Source organism: Lipingzhangella halophila (assembly GCF_014203805.1).
Taxonomy (GTDB): Bacteria; Actinomycetota; Actinomycetes; order Streptosporangiales; family Streptosporangiaceae; genus Lipingzhangella; species Lipingzhangella halophila.
The window spans coordinates 446,496-463,430 of the sequence record NZ_JACHJT010000001.1; the positions used below are offsets into that span (position 1 = coordinate 446,496).

Consider the following 16,935-nt stretch of genomic DNA (forward strand, 5'->3'; position numbering starts at 1 on the left):
CTGGCGTCCGCCACGCCGTGGAACGCGGTGAACCGGAACGGCGCCGCTGGGGTGCGGGGAGCCACGGTCCGCGCCGTTGCGCGGGCACCGCCGGTGCGGGCCATGGCTCTCTTCGAGGGGCGTGGGGCCGGGGTTCCGCCCTACCCGGCCGGCTGCTCGGCCGGCTCGGCCGTGTCGTCGGGCCGCGGGTCGTCGCTGGCTCCGCTCTGCCGCAGGAGCACGATCGCGAGTACGCCGAACACCGCTGCGGCGCCCGCACCCAGGCCGGCGGCCGCCCCCATGCCCTGGGTGAAGGCCTCGCGTGCCGGTTCGAGAAGCTGGGCGGCCATGCTGGCCGGAAGTCCTTCGGCAGCGGCGGACGCCCCGGCCAGGGTGTCGCGAGCTGCGGTTTCCGCGTCGGCGGGGATGCCGCCGGGCAGGGAGATGGCACCGCGGTAGACCGCGGTGGTGATGCTGCCCAGCAGCGCCACCCCCAGCGCCATGCCGAGTTCCCCGCTGGTCTCCGACACCGCCGCGGCCGAGCCGGCCTTCTCCTTGGGGGCTGACCCGACGATGACGCCGGCGAGCAGCGCCGCGCCGGGGCCCAGACCCGCCGCGACGATGGTCTGCCCGACCACCGCGACCACCGGCCCGCCGTCCGGGCTCGCCTGTGTCAGCAGCCCGAATCCGGCGGCCGCGATCACCATGCCGCTCCCGATCACGGTTCCGCGCCCGATGCGCTGCGCGATCGCGGGAGCGAGCAGTGTGACGGTGATCATCGCGACCGATGGGGGAACCAGCCACAGCCCGGCCTCCAGTGGAGACAGCCCGTTGACGAGTTGCAGGTACTGCGAGATGAGCATGAACATGCCGCCCATGGCCAGGGTCGAGACCATCATGACCCCCAGCGCCGTGCTGAAGGCGCGGTTGCGGAACAGGCGCAGGTCCAGAAGGGGATCGGTCAGCCTGAGCTGCCGGCGCACGAAACCCGCGCCGGCAGCGGCACCGAGCACGATCGCCACGAACGGCGCGGCGGCCGGGTCGCCCTTGGCCAGCTCCTTGAGGCCGTACACGATCGGCAGGATCGTTGCCAGCGACAGCGCCACACTGAACAGGTCGAGACGCCCCGCGTTCGGGTTGCGGTACTCCGGAAGCAGCAGCGGCGCGGCCACGAGCAGCAGCGCCATTACCGGCACGCCGAGTAGGAACACCGACCCCCACCAGAACCACTGCAGCAGCAGCCCGCCGACGACCGGGCCGACCGCAGCGCCGCCCGTGAAGCAGCTCATCCACACCGCGATCGCCACCGCTCGCTGCTTGGGGTGGGCGAACATGGTGCTGATCAGTGCCAGCGTGGAGGGCATCAGGGTCGCGCCGGCGAGTCCCAGCGCGGTACGCGCCGCGATCAGCATTCCGGCGCCGGTGGAGAAGGCGGCGAGGACCGACGCTACCCCGAACGCCGCCGCGCCGATCAGCAGCAGCCGCCGGCGGCCGATCCGGTCGCCGAGGGTCCCCATGGTGATCAGGAACCCGGCGATCATGAACGCGTAGATGTCCATGATCCACAGCAGTTGGCTGCTGCTCGGCGCGAGATCGGCGGCCAGGTGCGGCACCGCCAGGTAGAGCACGCTCATGTCCACCGAAAGCAGCAGGGTGGGCAGCGCAAGGACCGCCAGCCCCAGCCACTCCCGCTGTCCGGCACGGGGAACGGATTCGGTCGTGGACGTGTCGGTCATCGCAAACCTCGTCTCAGTAGCTGCCGCCAACGGTCACGGGCGACGTGTCAGCCGCGACCCTGCTTGAGCGCCCGAGCGGTGGCGGTGGCGCGGGTGGCCTGGTAGCGAATGATGTTCAGGTGCACTTCGGAGGGGGCCCCGGCGCTGCCGATATGCGAGGTGCCGTACGGGTTGCCCAGCTCGAACTGGATGGGGTCGGTGTAGCCGGGAGGCACGATGACGCCGCCCCAGTGGTAGACGACGTTGTACAGCGAGAGCAGGGTGCTCTCCTGGCCACCGTGGTTGTTGTACGTCGAGGTGAACGCGGAGTAGACCTTGTCGGCGAGCAGGCCCTGCGACCAGATCCCGCTGGTGGTGTCGATGAACTGCTTGAGCTGGCTGGCCATGGCGCCGTAACGCGTCGGCGTGCCGAAGAGCACCACATCAGCCCAGGTCAGATCGTCGTGGCTGGCCTCGGGGATGTTCCGGGTGGCCTCGGCGTGCGCCGCCCATGCGGGCTGGCCCGCGATCACGTCGTCCGGTACCAGTTCCGCGGCGCGGCGCAGCCGCACCTCGGCGCCGGCCTTCTCCGCCCCCTCAACGGCCCCCTCGGCCAGCGCGTGCACGTTGCCCGTGGAGCTGTAGTAGATGACCGAGACATTGACCGTGCGATTCATCGGGCCCCTCCCTTTCCTGGTGAGCGTCGGAGTACATCGACGCTAGAGCGCGGCGGGGCAGGGGCGAATCCGTCGCGTGACGGTACTTGGCCCGGCCGGGGCCGCCGCATGCGCGGCCAGCTCCGGACAAACCGGAGAAACGCCGCCGCCTGTATCGTTCGGACCAAGAGGTGCGAGCGCATTCGGCAACCGTGGACCGAGAGGGCCTGGCGATGATCCGTGTGATGGCGGCCGGAGGACGCGGCCGGCTCGCCCGCACGTTCGGGCGCACAACCGTCGTCCCGCCCCGCACGGCATTCTTTCGGTCGCTGCCCGCGCCGGCACGCGGATTCTCGGGGGTCCATACGGCGAGCCGGCCCCCGCGGCCGCCCCGGATGAGCGCCATCACCGCGATGGCCGGGGCGTTCGCGAAGCGCGGGGATTGCCTTTCCCCGCCTATGGCTGGGGGGCCGAATGGTGCTGCACGGGCGCGAGATGGAGCTGGAGACGGTCGCGAACCTGGTCCAGAAGGCGCGTGGCGGCGGTAGCGGCGCCCTGGTGCTGCGCGGCGAGCCCGGTGCCGGCAAGACCGCGCTTCTCGACCACATCGCCGCTACGGTCACCGATATCCGGGTGCTGCGCTGTACCGGGATCGAGTCCGAGGCGGAGTTGCCCTTCGCCGCGCTCCACCTGATGCTGCGCTCCTACACCGACCGGATCGACGAGCTGCCCGCTCCTCAGGCGGTGGCGCTGCGCGGAGCCTTCGGTCTTGCCGAGCCCGTCACCCCGGACCCGTTCCTCGCCGGGCTGGGCATCCTCACGCTGCTGTCCGCGATCGCCGAGGACGGACCGGTGCTGTGTCTGGTCGACGACGCGCAATGGCTCGACCAGGCGTCCCGCGATGCCCTGGCGTTCGCCGGGCGGCGGTTGCACGCCGAGGGCGTCGCCTTCGTCCTCGCGGCGGAGGAGGACGGCGAGGCGGGACCGGCCTGGAGTATGCCCGAGCTACCGTTGGCGCCCCTGGACCGCCAGGCCGCGGCCGACCTGCTGGCCGAGTACGCCAGCGACCTCGCCCCGGCGATGCGCGACCGCATCGTCGCCGAAGGCCGCGGGAACCCGCTTGCGCTGATCGAGCTGCCGGCCAGCCTGAGCGCGGCGCAGCGAGCCGGCGAGCTCCCACCCGCTCTGCCGAACTTCGGCGCCCGGTCAGCCACCAGCCAGGTCGAGCAGGGCTTTCGGACCAGGATCGCCGGGCTGCCGCGGTCGGCACGGACCGCCGTTCTGGTGGCCGCGGCCGACGACTCCGGCGACCTCAGCGTCGTACTGCGGGCCGCGGAGAGCATGGGAGCCCGCCTTGGCGCGCTTGAGGTGGCGGAGCGGGCGCGGCTGATCGAGATGGACCACGACAGTGTCGCCTTCCGGCACCCGCTGATCCGCACGGCCGCCTACCAGCACGCGCCCGTCTCCCTGCGGTTCGCCGCGCACCGCGCCATCGCCGACGTTCTGGGTGGCCAAGGGGACGACGACCGGCGCGCATGGCACCTGGCGGCCGCCGCCACGGCACCGCAGGACGAGGTCGCCGAGCGGCTTGCCGGTGTGGCCAAGCGCGCCGAGGAGCGGGGCGGCCACGCCGCGGCCGCGGCCGCCTACGAACGTTCCGCCGAGCTGGCCTCGGACGGGGCCGTCCGCGCCCGCCGCCTGATGGCGGCCGCGGGCGCGGCCCGCCAGGTCGGGCATCTGAAATGGGCCGGGCTCCTTGCCGACCGGGCCGCGCCCCTTGCGGAGGCCCCGATGATATTGGCGCGGCTCGACCAGGTGCGCGCCGCGATCGAGCTCGGGCAGGGGGCGCCCGGCTCGTCGGGGCGGCTCCTGGTGCGGGGGGCTGTCCATGTCGCGTCCGAGGCGCCGGACACGGCCGCTGAGATGCTCGCCGAAGCGGCCGGCCGCGCCTACTTCGACGCAGACTGGGAGACCGCCGAGCTCGCCGCGCGGCACCTGGCCGACCTCGCCATGCCGGCTCCCTTCGCGACTCTGGCGACGGCGGCGTACGGGATCTCCCGGGTCCTCGGCGGCGATCTCGCCGGCGGGCTCCCGGAACTGCGGCGGGCGGTGCGCACGGCGCGCGGCGACCAGCTCCCGATCGCCCTGCGGCGCGGTGCCGCCCGGTGGGCGTTCCTCGCCGGCGACGACGAAGCCACCCACGACCTCTCGGTGCTGCTCGTGACGGAGTGCCGCACGCAGGGTCTGATCGGGCTGCTGCCGCACGTCGCCCACATGCTCATCAAGGCGCGGCTGTTCCTCGGGCTGCACGCCGACGCACATGCCGCCGGCGCCGAGGCGCTCCAGCTGGCGCACGATACCGGTCAGGGCGTCCTTGCCCGCCGACTGCGGCTCGTGCTGGCCCGCCTGGCCGCGACCGAAGGCGATGCGCACACCTGCCGCGAACTGGCCAGCGCCGACGTTGCCAGCGGCAGCGTGGCGGCCGCCGCCTGGTCCGCCTCCGCGCTTGCCCTGCTCGACCTGGGCGAGCTGCGCCCAGAGGCCGCGCACACCCGGCTGGCCGACGTCATGACCGGACCGGCGCGGCATTCCACGATCGCGACGTTCAGCATTCCCGACTTCGTGGAGTCCGCGGCCGGAACGGGACAGGCCGGCCTCGCCCGCGCCGCGTTCACCCGGTTCGAGGAGTTCGCCAGGTACGCGGAGCAGCCGTGGGCGCGTGCGGTCGCGTCCCGGTGCCGGGCGCTCCTCGACGGCGGCGAGACCGCTGAGCGGCACTTCGCGCTCGCCATCGAGGAGCACGGCCTCGGCGGACGCCCATTCGAGCGCGCCCGCACCGAACTGCTGTACGGCGAATGGCTGCGCCGGGAGCTCCACCGCACCCGGGCCCGGGTGCACCTGCGCCGCGCGCTGGACATCTTCGAGGGGCTCGGCGCGCCTCCATGGGCGGAGCGCACCCGCACCGAGCTGCGCGCCGCCGGGGAGCTGCTGCCGGTGACGCACGAGGCGGGCGACCTCCTGGCGCGGCTGACCCCCCAGGAGCTCCAGGTGGTCCGGCTCGCCGCGACCGGGCTGAGTAACCGCGACATCGCCGGGCAGATGTCGCTGAGTCCCAGGACTGTCGGGTACCACCTCTACAAGGCGTATCCCAAGCTGGGGGTCTCCAGCCGTACCGACCTGGTGCGCCTCGACCTCGGCGGCCGCTGAGAGGGGAACGGGCCGCCTGGGCGCGCCTGGCCCCGGAACCCGGACGCGCATCACCCCGGGGTGGAGTTCGGTCCGTCCCGGAAGCGGGCCGGCCCGATGCCGTGCGGCCGCGCCGGAACGGGCTCCGCCGCGGCGGTGGATCTGCCGGATGGCGGTAGGGCACCCGCGTGCGCGCCGCGCGGTGCCGCCGCGGTACCGGGGCGCCCGCCCTATCTCACCGGAGCCTCCCCGGTGAGGTAGTACTGCAGAGTGGGGCCGAACCAGGCGATGACCTCCTCCCGGCTCATCGCGACCACTGGCGGGACGCGGAGCACGTACCGGCACAGCGCGAGGCCGAGGATCTGGGTCGAGACGAGGGCTGCCCGGGTGGGTGCCTCGGAGGGGTCGCTGGAGAGCCGGTTCACGATCGGGGCGAGCTGGTTCGCGAAGATCCCCCGCATCCGTTCGGCGACGTCTTCCTTGGTTACCCCGCCTCGCAGCAGGATCATGAGCGCTTCGTCGCCCTCCCAGCGGTCGAGGAAATGCGCGGCGAGAACAGCGCCGACCCGCTCGCGCTCGACGTCAGCCAGGTCGGGAAGCCGCAGGTCGAATTCGGCCGCGGCGGCGAACAGTTGCTCCTTGTTGCCGAAGTAGCGCATGACCATGGCCGGATCGATGTTCGCTTCGGCCGCGATCGCCCGGATAGTGGCCCGGTCGTAGCCCTCAGTGGCGAACCTCTCCCGGGCGGCGGCCAGGATCGTCTCCTTGGATTCCTCCGATGACCTCTTCATGCCAACGAGGGTAGGCCAACGTTCGTTGGCATTCCAGCGGGCTGGACGGACTCGCCGGGCCGCACGCGGGCCGCCCCGGAACGCGTGCCGCGCCGCGGCTGTCCCCCGCGGCACGACTCTAGGCGGCCTCGGCTTCGCGGAGGAACGTGACCTGAGTGCTTCCCTCGATGACACCGCCGCGGCGGTGTGCCTCTTCGAGCTCCGGCGACGGAAAGTGCCGCCGGACCTGGTCCATGTCATCGAACCGGAAGAGCACCACGGCCTCGGCGGGGTCGGCCATGTTGCGGGTGACGGTAACCAGGTCCAGGCCGAGTGCCGTGCGTTGCCCGTCCAGGGAGTCGAACGCGGTGCGCCATTGCGTGTAGTCGCTGAACCTCTGCTTGACCAGTAGGTAGGGCATTCCAAGGTCCTTCCAGTGTGCGGGTCGCGGGGCGGGGAGCCTTGCCAACAACCGTTAGCCAACAACTGTTGATGGTTACCCTACTCATCGGTATCTCATGAGTCAACGGTTGTTGGCAAGTGTGGGTCATGACCGGCTACGGCGTACCGCGCTCGTGGTGGCCCCGGCTGGCCGCGGCCAAGCAACGGAACGCGCGGCGCCGTCGGGCCCGCCCCTTTCTACGGAGAGTTCCGCACCCCCGGACGCGCACGCCGGCGGACGACGCGCGGCGCGGGGTGCTCCACCGCGGTCCCCACGGTTGAGGGGAAGGATCGGGGTTTCCGGATCGGCACTCGACGGATCGCGTGTGGCGGACCGGTGCTCCGCGTCCCGGGAATCGCCGCACTCCGGGATTGGGGGCCGAATCCCCGGTCGCGCTCCCGCCTGGTGGCGGGAACACGGATTCCGGTTCCCGCTCGGAGGTTTTCTTTCCGCTGATTGGTGCGCTGTTCGCTGCGCTGGCCCGGTGGAGCTGGTCCCCGGTTGCCGGTGCGCTGCTCGGAGCGGTCTGCACCGTAGGGTCCGCCGCCGGGAACGCGGCGATGGCGGCGCACGGATCGTCCGCCCCGCGAATCACCTGGCGAACCAGCGTTGCTACTCGGGGTGCCGGGTAGCGGCGTGGAGGGGGCCTGGCCACGGCCGTCGGTACGCGGGGGTCGTGGCGGTGAACAGGTCCGGCGGCTTCGGGGTGGGCCGCCAGTGCGGTTGTGGTGCGGCCGTGTCGAATCTGGGGTCCCTAAGGGGTTGCGTGGTGGCCCACGTCGTTGCCAGGATTGCGTAATACACAACACGATGTGTAATGCGAAACGTTATTGCACACTGGGTGTGACGGATGTGCCAAACCGCCGCGAGTACGCCCTCGTCAAGGGAGCGACCCGATGAGAATCCTCGTCGCCGACACGTTTCCACAGGAGTCCCGAGAAGGACTCATCCGGCGCGGCCATGAGTGCCACTATGAGCCAGCGACGACGTCCGACCAGCTTCCCAGCGCGCTCACCGGCTTCGACGCGGTGATCGTGCGCAGCACCAAGGTCACCGCTGAAGCGTTCGAGGCAGCGGATTCGCTGCGACTGGTGATTCGCGCGGGTAGTGGAACGAACACCATCGACTGCCATGCCGCCAATCTGCACGGCGTCTACGTGTGCAACGTGCCGGGCCGCAATGCCGCCGCGGTGGCCGAGCTGACGCTCGGGCTGCTCCTCGCGATCGACCGCCGGATTCCGGACAACGTCGCGGACCTGCGGCAGGGCCGATGGAACAAGTCGGACTACAGCCGGGCACGCGGGATCCTGGGGCGCAAGGTCGGCATCCTGGGGCTGGGCCAGATCGGCCTCGCCTTCGCCGAGCGCGTCGCCGCGTTCGGCGCCGAGGTGTACGCCGTCGCCAAGGAGGGCCGCGACGAGCGGACCCTGGAGCGCACCCGCAGAATCGGGATCACGTTCGTCGACAGCCCGGAAACGCTGGCGGCCACCTGCGATGTCCTTTCGGTCCACGTGCCCGCGAACGCTGGCACGCGCGGCCTGGTGGGCCGGAGTCTGCTCGACGCCCTGCAGCCGGGCGCGATCGTGCTCAACACCGCGCGCGGGGACGTCCTCGATGAGGACGCGCTCCTCGACGCGATGGACACCAAGGACGTGCGCGCCGGACTGGACGTGTTCAGCGGAGAGCCGGCCACCGGCGCCGGCACCTTCGACAGCACGCTGACCCGGCACCCGAACGTGTACGGCACGCACCACATCGGCGCCTCCACCGAGCAGGCCCAGCAGGCGGTGGCCGACGGTGTGGTGGAGATCGTCGACGCGTTCGACGCGGGCACGGTGCTGAACTGTGTCAGCCACCCCTCTGGCGAGGTGACGGAGCTGCACCCGGGCGGAGTCTCATGAGCACGGCGAGCGCGCGGACCGAACACGTGCTCCGCGCGGGAATCACCGCGCGGCCGCCGCGCCTGCTCATGGCGGACCGGCAGCACACGGAGGGCTCGTTCGACGCGGACGACGCACGCCGGTTGCTGAGCGAGGGTGTGCTGCGCCGGCCGCGGCCGGGGTCCGTGGTGGTGTACCAGGTGCGCTCGGGCGAGCACCAGCAGACCGGGGTGGTGGCTGAGGTCCCCGTCGCCGACTACCGGTCCGGTCGCGTCCGCCCCCACGAGGCCACCGACCCCGAACGGGTACGGAAGCTGGTCGAGTACACCGAGACGGCGCGGCTCGAACACAGTCCGGTGATGCTGACCCACGCGCCGCGGGACGGGCTGCGCGACATGCTCGCCGCGGTGACGGCAACCGCCCCCGATGTGGACCTTCCGGACGACGTCCACACCCACCGTGTCTGGGTGAGCGAGGACGACGTGCTCCTGCGCGCCGTGTGGGAGGAGCTGGAGTCGCTCAGCACGGTCTACATCGCGGATGGGCATCACCGGATGGCGTCAGCGGACCGCTACGCCGCGCGCCACAACGGGCTCGACCCGGATGATCCGGCCGCGTTCACGCTCGGGGTGCTGTTTCCGAGCGACGAGATGCGCATCTTCGGCTATCCGCGTTGTGTCTCGTGGCCTGCCGGCTGGTCGACCGAGAAGCTCGTCACGGCCCTGGCCACGGCGCCCGGTGCCGCGGGGATCGAGGAGTGCACGCCCACGGAGGCGTCGCATCCCGTTCCGGACACGGCGGCCGTGTTCGTGGACGGACGGTGGTACCGGCTGCGGCTCCGCGAGGCGCACGGCGGGGTGCGTGCCTCACTGGCCTGTGTACGGCTGGACGAGCGCGTTATCACGCCGCTCTTCGGCCAGGGCGCGTGGGCGGCCTCGCCGGGGGCGCACGACAGCGCCTCGCTGGCCGGCTGGTGCGCCGCACGGGAGACGATTGGTTTCCTGCCGTATCCACCCAGCGTCGCGCAGGTCATGGCGGTCTCGGACGCGAACAGCGTGATGCCGCCGAAGTCGACCTGGTTCCACCCCAAGGCTCCCCAGGGGCTGTTCGCCCGCGAACTGGCCTGACACCCGCGAACCCGGCTGGCGGCGGCTTTCGACCTCAGAGCCGCCGCCAGCCGTTCCGAGCCTGGTTGGCGGCTCCGCGGACCCGCCGGTTGGCCGGAGCGCGGGTGGGCGCAGCCCGCGGAGCTACTCGCTCGCGGACGCGTGGCGCAGCCCGTTCAGGGCCGTGGCCACCAGCGCCTCGGCGTACTCCGGGGTGAGAGGTCCGCTGCGGTGCAGCCAGCGGTTGTGCAGCGGCCCCCACACCAGGTCGATGGCGACGTCGAGATCGAGGTCGGCGGGGAGCTCGCCGGTGCGCTGCGCGCTGCGCAGCCGCTCCTTCTTCAACTCGCGCATTGGCCGGTCCAGCCGCTCGGCGTACATCTCGGCGAGGGCGGGATCGTGGGCGATCTCCGTGCTCAGAGCCCGCATTGGCGTGTCGAAGCGCGGGTCGCCGAACTCCTCGACCGTGGCGCGCAGCACCGTGGTGAGATCGGCCTGGAGGTCGCCGGTGTCGGGCAGGGCCGACGAGTCATCCGAGCCCTCGGCCAGCGCCAGGAACGCGTCGAAGAGGACGGCTCCCTTGGACGGCCACCACCGGTAGATCGTCTGTTTGCCGACCCCGGCGCGGGCGGCGATGCCCTCGATGCTCAGCTTGGCGTACCCCACCTCACCGACCAGGTCGAACGCTGCCATGAGGATGGCCCGGCGCGACGCTTCGTTGCGGCGGGCGGTGTTGGGGGCGGACTCTCGCTGCGTGCTCACGGAACGAGTGTACCCAGAAAAGAGACGAGACGGTCCGTCTTGACAGAAATAGGGAATGCGGCCATTCTTATGGCGAGTCGATACGGTTCGTCTCGTCAAGAAGGGAGTTGAGTCCGCATGACCACAACTGCTCGCGGTGACCGGGTCTGGTTCATCACCGGCGCCAGCCGGGGCCTTGGGCGCGCGTTCGCCGAGGCCGCTCTTGGGGCGGGGGACCGGGTGGCGATCGCCGCCCGCGACGCCGACGCCCTTCGGGAGGTCGCCGCGCCTCACGCCGGGCGGGTGCTCGACCTCCCGCTTGATGTCACCGACCGCGACGCGGTCAACGCCGCGATGGACCGCGCGGTCGACCACTTCGGCCGCCTCGACGTCGTGGTGAACAATGCCGGAACGCTGTCGATGGGCGCGGTCGAGGAGTTCACCGAGGACGAGGCCCGCCACCAGATGGAAGTCAACTTCTTCGGGGCGCTGTGGGTGAGCCAGGCCGCCGTCAGGCGGCTGCGCATGCGGGGAGAGGGCCACATCGTCCAGGTCTCCAGCATTGGCGCCCTGGCGGGATACGCCTCCTGCGGCATGTACAGCGCAAGCAAGTTCGCCCTCGAAGGCATGAGTGAGGCGCTGGCGATGGAGGCCGCTTCGTTCGGGGTGCGCGTGAGCATCGTGCAACCTGGCGGGTACTGGACGGAACTGTACGACCGGATGCGTACGGCCCCGCCGCTGGAGGCCTATGCGCCCATGCGCGCCGAGCTGGAGCGCCAGTGGTCGGGCCCCGAAGCGGAGTCGGTCGACAGCGAACCGCACCTGGCCGCCGAAGCCGTGCTGCGGCTGGTCGACAGCGACGATCCGCCGTCGCGGTTGCTGCTCGGCAGCATGGTCTACGACCTCGCCTTTGACGTCTCCCGCAAGCGTATGGATACCTGGGCGCGGTGGGAGCAGGTGAGCCGGGCGGCCGAGCACGCGGTGCCGGCACCAGGGGGTGCGGCACATTCCTGACCGAGCGGGCGCACCGGACAAGCGGGTGGCCGCGGGTCACCCCGTGCCTGATGCGTAGATCCCCGCCCGTGCGGCGGTGGCGGCCGCCGCGGCGGCGCGCTCAGCGATGTCCTCGTCGAGCGGGTCGCCGCTGGCCAGCAGCCGGTAGTAGAGCGGGGCGGAAACGGCGCGGATCACTTCGCGGGGGTCGGTGTCCGGCGGGACCTCGCCGCGGCGGGCGGCCGCTTCCACACAGGGTGCCCATTCCTCGATGCGGGTGGCGTAGAAGCGGTTCAGGGCCTCGGCCGTGCGCGCGTCGCAGGTGGCGGCGGCGATAACGGCCTTGAACAGGACGCCTTGGCGCGGGTCGGCCAGAGTGCGCTGGACCAGGCGCGCGTTGGCGGTCAGGTCGCCGAGCAGCGAGCCGGTGTCACTCCGCGGAAGGGACTGCTCGGCCATGTCGTCCAGCAGGTCGGCGACGAGACCGGGCACGCTGCCCCAGCGGCGGTAGACGGTCGTCTTGCCCACCTGCGCGCGGGAGGCGACATCGGCGAGGTCGAGACCGTGGACACCGTTCTCGACCAACGCGTCGCCGGCCGCGCGCAGCACGGCGGCACGCACCCGTGCGGTACGCCCGCCGGGGCGCATCGAGCCTGGTGGTGTCCTCACGGTAGCCATAACGGTACTCCAGTTTCGTTAGGTCGGATTTCCTGCTAGTTTAGGCGGACACTAATGGAACTACAGTCCCATTAAATGAGTGGGAGGGCACGATGATGGAGTACAGAAATCTGGGGCGGTCCGGGATCAAGGTGCCCGCGCTGAGCTTCGGCGCGGGCACCTTCGGCGGACGCGGGCCGCTGTTCGGCGCCTGGGGAGACACGGACGCGAGCGCGGCTCGCCGCCTGGTGGACATCTGCCTCGATGCCGGTGTCACGATGTTCGACACGGCCGACGTCTACTCCGATGGGGCGTCGGAAGAGGTCCTCGGCGCGGCGCTCAAGGGGCGTCGCGACCAGGTCATCCTCTCGACCAAGGCCAGCCTGCCCGTCGGCGACGGGCCCAATGACGCCGGCTCCTCGCGTCCGCGCCTCATCGCCGCGTGCGAGGACGCGCTGCGCCGCCTCGGTACCGACCATCTCGACCTGTTCCAGTTGCACGCCTTCGACTCCGCCACCCCCGTCGAGGAGGTGCTGTCGACCCTCGACGACCTCGTGCGCGCCGGGAAGATCCGCTACTGCGGCGTCTCCAACTTCGCCGGCTGGCAGCTCATGAAGTCCCTCGCGGCCGCTGAGCGCTACGGCCGCCCTCGCTACGTCGCGCACCAGGTCTACTACTCGCTTGTCGGGCGGGAGTATGAGTGGGAGCTGATGCCCCTGGGGATCGACCAGGGCGTTGGGGCGCTGGTGTGGAGCCCGCTCGGCTGGGGCAGGCTCACCGGCAAGGTGCGCCGCGATCAACCGTTGCCGGAGCGCAGCCGGCTGCATCGGACCGCTGACTCCGCCCCTCCCGTGAACGAGGAGCGGCTCTACCGGGTGGTCGACGTCCTCGACCAGCTCGCACAGGAAACCGGAAGGACCATCCCGCAGATCGCCATCAACTGGCTGCTGCACCGGCCCACGGTCGCCTCGGTCATCGTAGGCGCGCGTGACGAGGACCAGCTCCGCGAGAACCTCGGCGCGGTCGGCTGGAGCCTGACCGCGGAACAGCTCGCCACCCTCGACGCCGTGAGCTTCCAGACGGCGTCCTACCCCTACTACCCCTACCAGCACCAGGAGGGCTTCGCCCGGCTCAATCCGCCGCCGGTGGCGGGGTAGGCGACACGGTCACTGACCGCATGGCCGGGTCCGTTGCGCCAGAAGTGCGGGGCGTGGCACGGGAGCAGCGGCGCGGCGCGTTGTGGGGGAGGCCGGCCCTAGGAAGGGTCCCTGGCCGCGTCGCCCCCCTCGCCTGACGTCTCGGCAGACGGCGGGGGGAGCTGTGTGGGATCCACGGGCATGCCGGCCATCAGGCGCAGCGCGGTCCCGAACAGCTCCGGGGGGCAGCGCTCCTGGTCGATGAGGGTGAGCGCCCCGAACCCGATGCTCAGCGCCGTGACGAGCGTCTGCACCCGGTCGGAATCCAGTTTGGCGAACTCGGTGCCCGGCCGCTGGAACGCGTGGCCGGCGCCGTGCTCCTTCGGCGGGAAGATGAACGCCGCGAGCTCGGCGCGCAACCGCGGCTCGCGCAGCGCGTGGGCGATGTACTCCAGGGCGACCTTGCTGTAGTCCGCACGCTCCTCGCTGCGCACGGTTGCCGCCCACAGGGTGCCGTAGTCGTCCACGATCTCCTCGGGGGACCGGCCCGAGGAGAAGAGCTTCTGCGCCTCCGCGTTCTCTGGCGTGCCGGCCTGCTGCCACAGGACCTGCATGACCAGCTCCTCCTTGTTGGCGAAGTTGGAGTAGACAGCTCCCTTGGTCAGGCCGGCCTCGGCCGCGACGTCGTCCATGGACGCACCCGTGATGCCGCGATCCGCGAACAACCGCTCGGCGGCCGCAAGAAGCTTCATCCGGTTGCGCCAGCGCTGCTGTTCCCGTGTGAGCCGTTCCGCCACGGCGACCTCCGTCCGTTTGACATCCTCCAGAGTATCTGAATACTAGGCGGTATTCAGATACCAACTAGTATTCGGAGGCCTGCGTGCTGCGGATCCACCAGCTCCGCAAGGAGTACAAACCCGGTGAGCCCGCGAACGACGGGATTTCGCTGCAGGTGGGGCCGGGAGAGGTCCTGGGGCTCCTCGGGCATAACGGAGCGGGAAAGACAACCCTGATCAACCAGGTCGTCGGTCTGCTGCGGCCCACAGCGGGCGAGATCACGCTGGACGGGCACGACCTTGTCGCCGACCCGGCCTTCGCCCGCCGGTTCTGCGCCCTCATGCCCCAGGCGCATGCTCCGCTGGACGGGGTCTCGCCCCGGCAGGCAGTGGAGACCATCGGGCGGATCCGCGGCGCCCGGCGCGCCGAAGCGCGCGAACGCACCGCGGAGCTCCTCGCCGAGCTGGACATCGAGGAGTGGGCCGACACGATCGGGGAGCGCCTGTCAGGAGGGGTGCGCCGGCTGGCCGCGTTCGCGATGGCCGCTGTCTGGCCCGGCCGCGTGGTGATGCTCGACGAGCCCACCAACGATGTCGACCCGGTGCGCCGGCGGCTGCTCTGGGGGCAGGTGCGGGCCCTGGCCGAGGCCGGCTACGCCGTTCTCCTGGTGACCCACAACGTGGCCGAGGCCGAGCGCAGCGTCGACCGGCTCACCATCCTGGACCAGGGCCGGATCGTGGCCAAGGGGACACCGGCCGAGCTGCGCGAGCGGGCCGCGGGAGAGCTCCGGCTGGAGCTGCTCGCCTCCGGCACGGCCCCGATCGAGCCGGAGATCCCCGCGGCGGGGCCCACGCGGCGTACGGGCCGCCGGCACCTGATGCCGATCACCATGGCCACCGCCCCCGACGCCCTCGCATGGGCGCGGCGGTTGCGCGACGCCGGAACCATCGACGAGTTCTCGATCACCCCGACCAGCCTGGAGGACGTCTATGTCGGTCTCATCGGAAACGCCAACGGGAACGACGGGTCCAACGACCCGAGGGGGAGCAGCGCAGTGGCTGCGTAGCTACGTGCTGCTGTTCCGGTGGGCGCTGCTGCGGCTGCGGTTCGTAGCCCCACTCATGGTGCTGATCCAGATCGTGCTCTCGGTCGGGATCGTGGTGGGGTTCGCGTTCCTCATCCCCGGTGTCGACGACGACCCGGTCGCGGCGCGGTACCTGTCCACCGGTGCCATGGCCATCGCGCTGATCGCGGTGTGCATGGCGTTCGCGCCGAGCATGGTGTCGCAGCAGAAGCTGCAGGGGATCTTCGACTTCCAGCGCTCGCTGCCCGTGCCGCGCAGTGCCATGCTCGTTGCCGACGCCACGACGTGGGTGCTCGTCGCGCTGCCAGGGCTCGCGGCCGGGCTGCTCGCCGCCACGCTGCGCTTCGACCTGGAGTTCCGGGTAAGTCCCCTGGCGCTGCCCGCCGTGCTGCTCGTCGCGCTGACCTGCATCTCCATCGGCTACGCCATCGCCTACCTCGTTCCCCCGATGGTCGCGCAGATGACCACCAACCTGGTGCTCTTCTTCTCGTTGATGTTCTCGCCGATCAACTTCCCCGAGGAGCGGCTCCCGGACTGGCTCGCCTCCCTGAACGACGTGCTCCCGCTGACCTACATGGCGCAGGCCATCCGGGACACGCTCACCGTCCCGGACGATGGGGTGCCCGGCCTCCCGTTCGCGGTTCTCGGTGCCTGGTGCGTCGCCGGCCTCGCCGCCACCCAGTGGGTCATGAGCCGGCGCGGCTGACGGGCCCGGCGGTGCCCCGCTCCGGCGGGGCACCGCCGCACGCGTCCACCGCGGCACGACCGACGTGCGGGAACGCGCGAGGGCTTGCGCACCGCCCGTGTCGTTGTGTTGACTCGGGGCGTTCGAGCGCCGCCAAGGAGAAGGAGCCAGCGTGTGCAGTCCAGAGGTCATGCGCCAGGTACGCGGTAGCCTGCCCGACTCCCGCACCGGGGACACCGCCGTCGCGCGGGACCGCGCACCCTCCCGCCGAGGGACATCGCGCCGCGGTCTCCTCGGCCTGTCCGGGGCGGGTGCCGCCGCCCTGGCCGCCCTGCTGCCCGCGCGCAGTGCCGCGGCGGAGTCGCGGCCGGAGCGCGGGAAGCGCGTCACCGATCTCACGCACATCCTGACCACGGACTTCCCGCTCTTCCCCGGGTACCAGGCCCCGACCTTCGAGCCGACCGCGACCGTGGAGGAGGACGACTTCCTGAACTACCGGATGACCATGGAGGAGCACAGCGGAACCCACCTGGACGCGCCCGCGCACATCGTCGCCGGCGGCGAGACCGTCGACGCTATCTCCGCCGAACGCCTGGTGGCGCCGCTGCGGGTGGTCCGCATCCCCGACCGCGCCAGTGAGACGCCCAACGCCGCGGTCACCGTCGACGACCTGCGCGCGCACGAGCGCCGCAACGGCCGCATCCCCCGCGGCGCCGTGGTCGCGATGGATTCCGGCTGGAGCGCGCTGGTGGACGACCCCGATGCGTATCTGGGGCTGGACGGCGACGACAACCTGAACTTCCCGGGGTTCTCCGCGGAGGCCGCCGAGTTCCTGGTCAACGAACGCGGCATCGCTGGTGCCGGAGTGGACACCGTCAGCCTGGACCCCGGGGAGTCGGAGGACTTCGGGGCCCACGCAGCCCTGCTGGGTGCCGGTGTCTACGGCATCGAGAACCTGAACAACCTCGGCCAGGCCCCGGACCGCGGCGCCACCGCCATCGTCGGCGCGCCCCGCCACCAGGAGGGCTCCGGCGGCCCCACCCGGGTCCTGGCGCTGCGCTGAGGACCCGTCCGCGCCGTTCGGCGTCGCCAGCGCGCCGGGCCCGCGGCCGCGCGACCGCGGGCCCG

The 16,935-nt window shown here is 71.5% G+C and carries 15 protein-coding genes; 8 read left to right on the forward strand and 7 right to left on the reverse strand.

The window, feature by feature from the left end; genetic code table 11:
• Positions 1 to 140: 140 nt before the first annotated feature.
• Positions 141 to 1,715, reverse strand: a complete 1,575-nt coding sequence (locus F4561_RS02130) for an MFS transporter (protein ID WP_184574250.1) — start codon at positions 1,713 to 1,715, stop codon at positions 141 to 143.
• A 47-nt stretch (positions 1,716 to 1,762) separates the two neighbouring features.
• The gene (gene wrbA, locus F4561_RS02135) at positions 1,763 to 2,371 is read right to left on the reverse strand and encodes an NAD(P)H:quinone oxidoreductase (RefSeq protein WP_184574252.1); all 609 of its coding nucleotides are present in this window, start codon (positions 2,369 to 2,371) and stop codon (positions 1,763 to 1,765) included.
• A 453-nt stretch (positions 2,372 to 2,824) separates the two neighbouring features.
• Here wrbA and F4561_RS02140 point away from each other — a divergent pair, with 453 nt between their 5' ends.
• Positions 2,825 to 5,557, forward strand: coding sequence for a helix-turn-helix transcriptional regulator (locus tag F4561_RS02140; RefSeq protein ID WP_221445331.1), 2,733 nt, complete (start codon positions 2,825 to 2,827; stop codon positions 5,555 to 5,557).
• Between the two features lie 209 nt (positions 5,558 to 5,766).
• Here the strand turns inward: F4561_RS02140 and F4561_RS02145 are convergent, their stop codons facing one another.
• Both F4561_RS02145 and F4561_RS02150 read right to left on the reverse strand, forming a co-directional pair.
• Complete coding sequence (locus F4561_RS02145) at positions 5,767 to 6,327, reverse strand: TetR/AcrR family transcriptional regulator (RefSeq protein WP_184574254.1); 561 nt, start codon at positions 6,325 to 6,327, stop codon at positions 5,767 to 5,769.
• A 118-nt stretch (positions 6,328 to 6,445) separates the two neighbouring features.
• Positions 6,446 to 6,727 carry a hypothetical protein gene (locus tag F4561_RS02150; protein WP_184574256.1) on the reverse strand — a complete coding sequence of 94 codons (282 nt, stop codon included), beginning with the start codon at positions 6,725 to 6,727 and terminating at the stop codon, positions 6,446 to 6,448.
• A 917-nt stretch (positions 6,728 to 7,644) separates the two neighbouring features.
• Here F4561_RS02150 and F4561_RS02155 point away from each other — a divergent pair.
• Together F4561_RS02155 and F4561_RS02160 are read left to right on the forward strand one after the other, a co-directional pair.
• On the forward strand, positions 7,645 to 8,649 hold the full coding sequence (locus F4561_RS02155) for an NAD(P)-dependent oxidoreductase (RefSeq protein WP_184574258.1): 1,005 nt from the start codon (positions 7,645 to 7,647) through the stop codon (positions 8,647 to 8,649).
• A complete protein-coding gene (locus F4561_RS02160; RefSeq protein WP_184574260.1) occupies positions 8,646 to 9,755 on the forward strand; it encodes a DUF1015 family protein in 1,110 nt (369 codons plus the stop codon). The genes F4561_RS02155 and F4561_RS02160 overlap by 4 nt, the downstream gene beginning before the upstream one ends.
• 123 nt (positions 9,756 to 9,878) lie before the next feature.
• Here F4561_RS02160 and F4561_RS02165 read toward each other — a convergent pair whose 3' ends face one another.
• A complete protein-coding gene (locus F4561_RS02165) occupies positions 9,879 to 10,496 on the reverse strand; it encodes a TetR/AcrR family transcriptional regulator (protein ID WP_312885100.1) in 618 nt (205 codons plus the stop codon).
• 117 nt (positions 10,497 to 10,613) lie between these two features.
• Between F4561_RS02165 and F4561_RS02170 the strand changes: the two genes are divergently transcribed.
• A complete protein-coding gene (locus F4561_RS02170) occupies positions 10,614 to 11,489 on the forward strand; it encodes an SDR family NAD(P)-dependent oxidoreductase (RefSeq protein WP_184574262.1) in 876 nt (291 codons plus the stop codon).
• A gap of 36 nt (positions 11,490 to 11,525) precedes the next feature.
• On the opposite strand, the gene F4561_RS02175 is transcribed toward F4561_RS02170, so the two are convergent.
• Positions 11,526 to 12,116, reverse strand: a complete 591-nt coding sequence (locus F4561_RS02175) for a TetR/AcrR family transcriptional regulator (protein ID WP_221445703.1) — start codon at positions 12,114 to 12,116, stop codon at positions 11,526 to 11,528.
• A gap of 122 nt (positions 12,117 to 12,238) precedes the next feature.
• Between F4561_RS02175 and F4561_RS02180 the strand changes: the two genes are divergently transcribed.
• Positions 12,239 to 13,282, forward strand: a complete 1,044-nt coding sequence (locus F4561_RS02180) for an aldo/keto reductase (RefSeq protein WP_246437120.1) — start codon at positions 12,239 to 12,241, stop codon at positions 13,280 to 13,282.
• Positions 13,283 to 13,380: 98 nt separating this feature from the next.
• Here F4561_RS02180 and F4561_RS02185 read toward each other — a convergent pair whose 3' ends face one another.
• Complete coding sequence (locus F4561_RS02185; protein ID WP_184574266.1) at positions 13,381 to 14,058, reverse strand: TetR/AcrR family transcriptional regulator; 678 nt, start codon at positions 14,056 to 14,058, stop codon at positions 13,381 to 13,383.
• Between the two features lie 83 nt (positions 14,059 to 14,141).
• On the opposite strand from F4561_RS02185, the gene F4561_RS02190 reads away from it, so the two are divergent.
• The 3 genes from F4561_RS02190 (at position 14,142) to F4561_RS02200 (ending at position 16,870) form a co-directional block, all read left to right on the forward strand.
• Positions 14,142 to 15,104, forward strand: coding sequence for an ABC transporter ATP-binding protein (locus tag F4561_RS02190; protein ID WP_184574268.1), 963 nt, complete (start codon positions 14,142 to 14,144; stop codon positions 15,102 to 15,104).
• 4 nt (positions 15,105 to 15,108) lie between these two features.
• Positions 15,109 to 15,828, forward strand: a complete 720-nt coding sequence (locus tag F4561_RS02195; RefSeq protein ID WP_221445332.1) for an ABC transporter permease — start codon at positions 15,109 to 15,111, stop codon at positions 15,826 to 15,828.
• 151 nt (positions 15,829 to 15,979) lie between these two features.
• The gene (locus tag F4561_RS02200) at positions 15,980 to 16,870 is read left to right on the forward strand and encodes a cyclase family protein (protein ID WP_221445333.1); all 891 of its coding nucleotides are present in this window, start codon (positions 15,980 to 15,982) and stop codon (positions 16,868 to 16,870) included.
• The last annotated feature ends 65 nt before the right edge of the window (positions 16,871 to 16,935 follow it).

Excerpts from the sequence above, each read along its gene's own strand:
- F4561_RS02130 (WP_184574250.1), bottom strand. The coding sequence starts at position 1,715 with ATGACCGACACGTCCACGACCGAATCCGTTCCCCGTGCCGGACAGCGG.
- wrbA (WP_184574252.1), bottom strand. The coding sequence starts at position 2,371 with ATGAATCGCACGGTCAATGTCTCGGTCATCTACTACAGCTCCACGGGC.
- F4561_RS02140 (WP_221445331.1), top strand. The coding sequence starts at position 2,825 with ATGGTGCTGCACGGGCGCGAGATGGAGCTGGAGACGGTCGCGAACCTG.
- F4561_RS02145 (WP_184574254.1), bottom strand. The coding sequence starts at position 6,327 with ATGAAGAGGTCATCGGAGGAATCCAAGGAGACGATCCTGGCCGCCGCC.
- F4561_RS02150 (WP_184574256.1), bottom strand. The coding sequence starts at position 6,727 with ATGCCCTACCTACTGGTCAAGCAGAGGTTCAGCGACTACACGCAATGG.
- F4561_RS02155 (WP_184574258.1), top strand. The coding sequence starts at position 7,645 with ATGAGAATCCTCGTCGCCGACACGTTTCCACAGGAGTCCCGAGAAGGA.
- F4561_RS02160 (WP_184574260.1), top strand. The coding sequence starts at position 8,646 with ATGAGCACGGCGAGCGCGCGGACCGAACACGTGCTCCGCGCGGGAATC.
- F4561_RS02170 (WP_184574262.1), top strand. The coding sequence starts at position 10,614 with ATGACCACAACTGCTCGCGGTGACCGGGTCTGGTTCATCACCGGCGCC.
- F4561_RS02175 (WP_221445703.1), bottom strand. The coding sequence starts at position 12,116 with ATGCGCCCCGGCGGGCGTACCGCACGGGTGCGTGCCGCCGTGCTGCGC.
- F4561_RS02180 (WP_246437120.1), top strand. The coding sequence starts at position 12,239 with ATGATGGAGTACAGAAATCTGGGGCGGTCCGGGATCAAGGTGCCCGCG.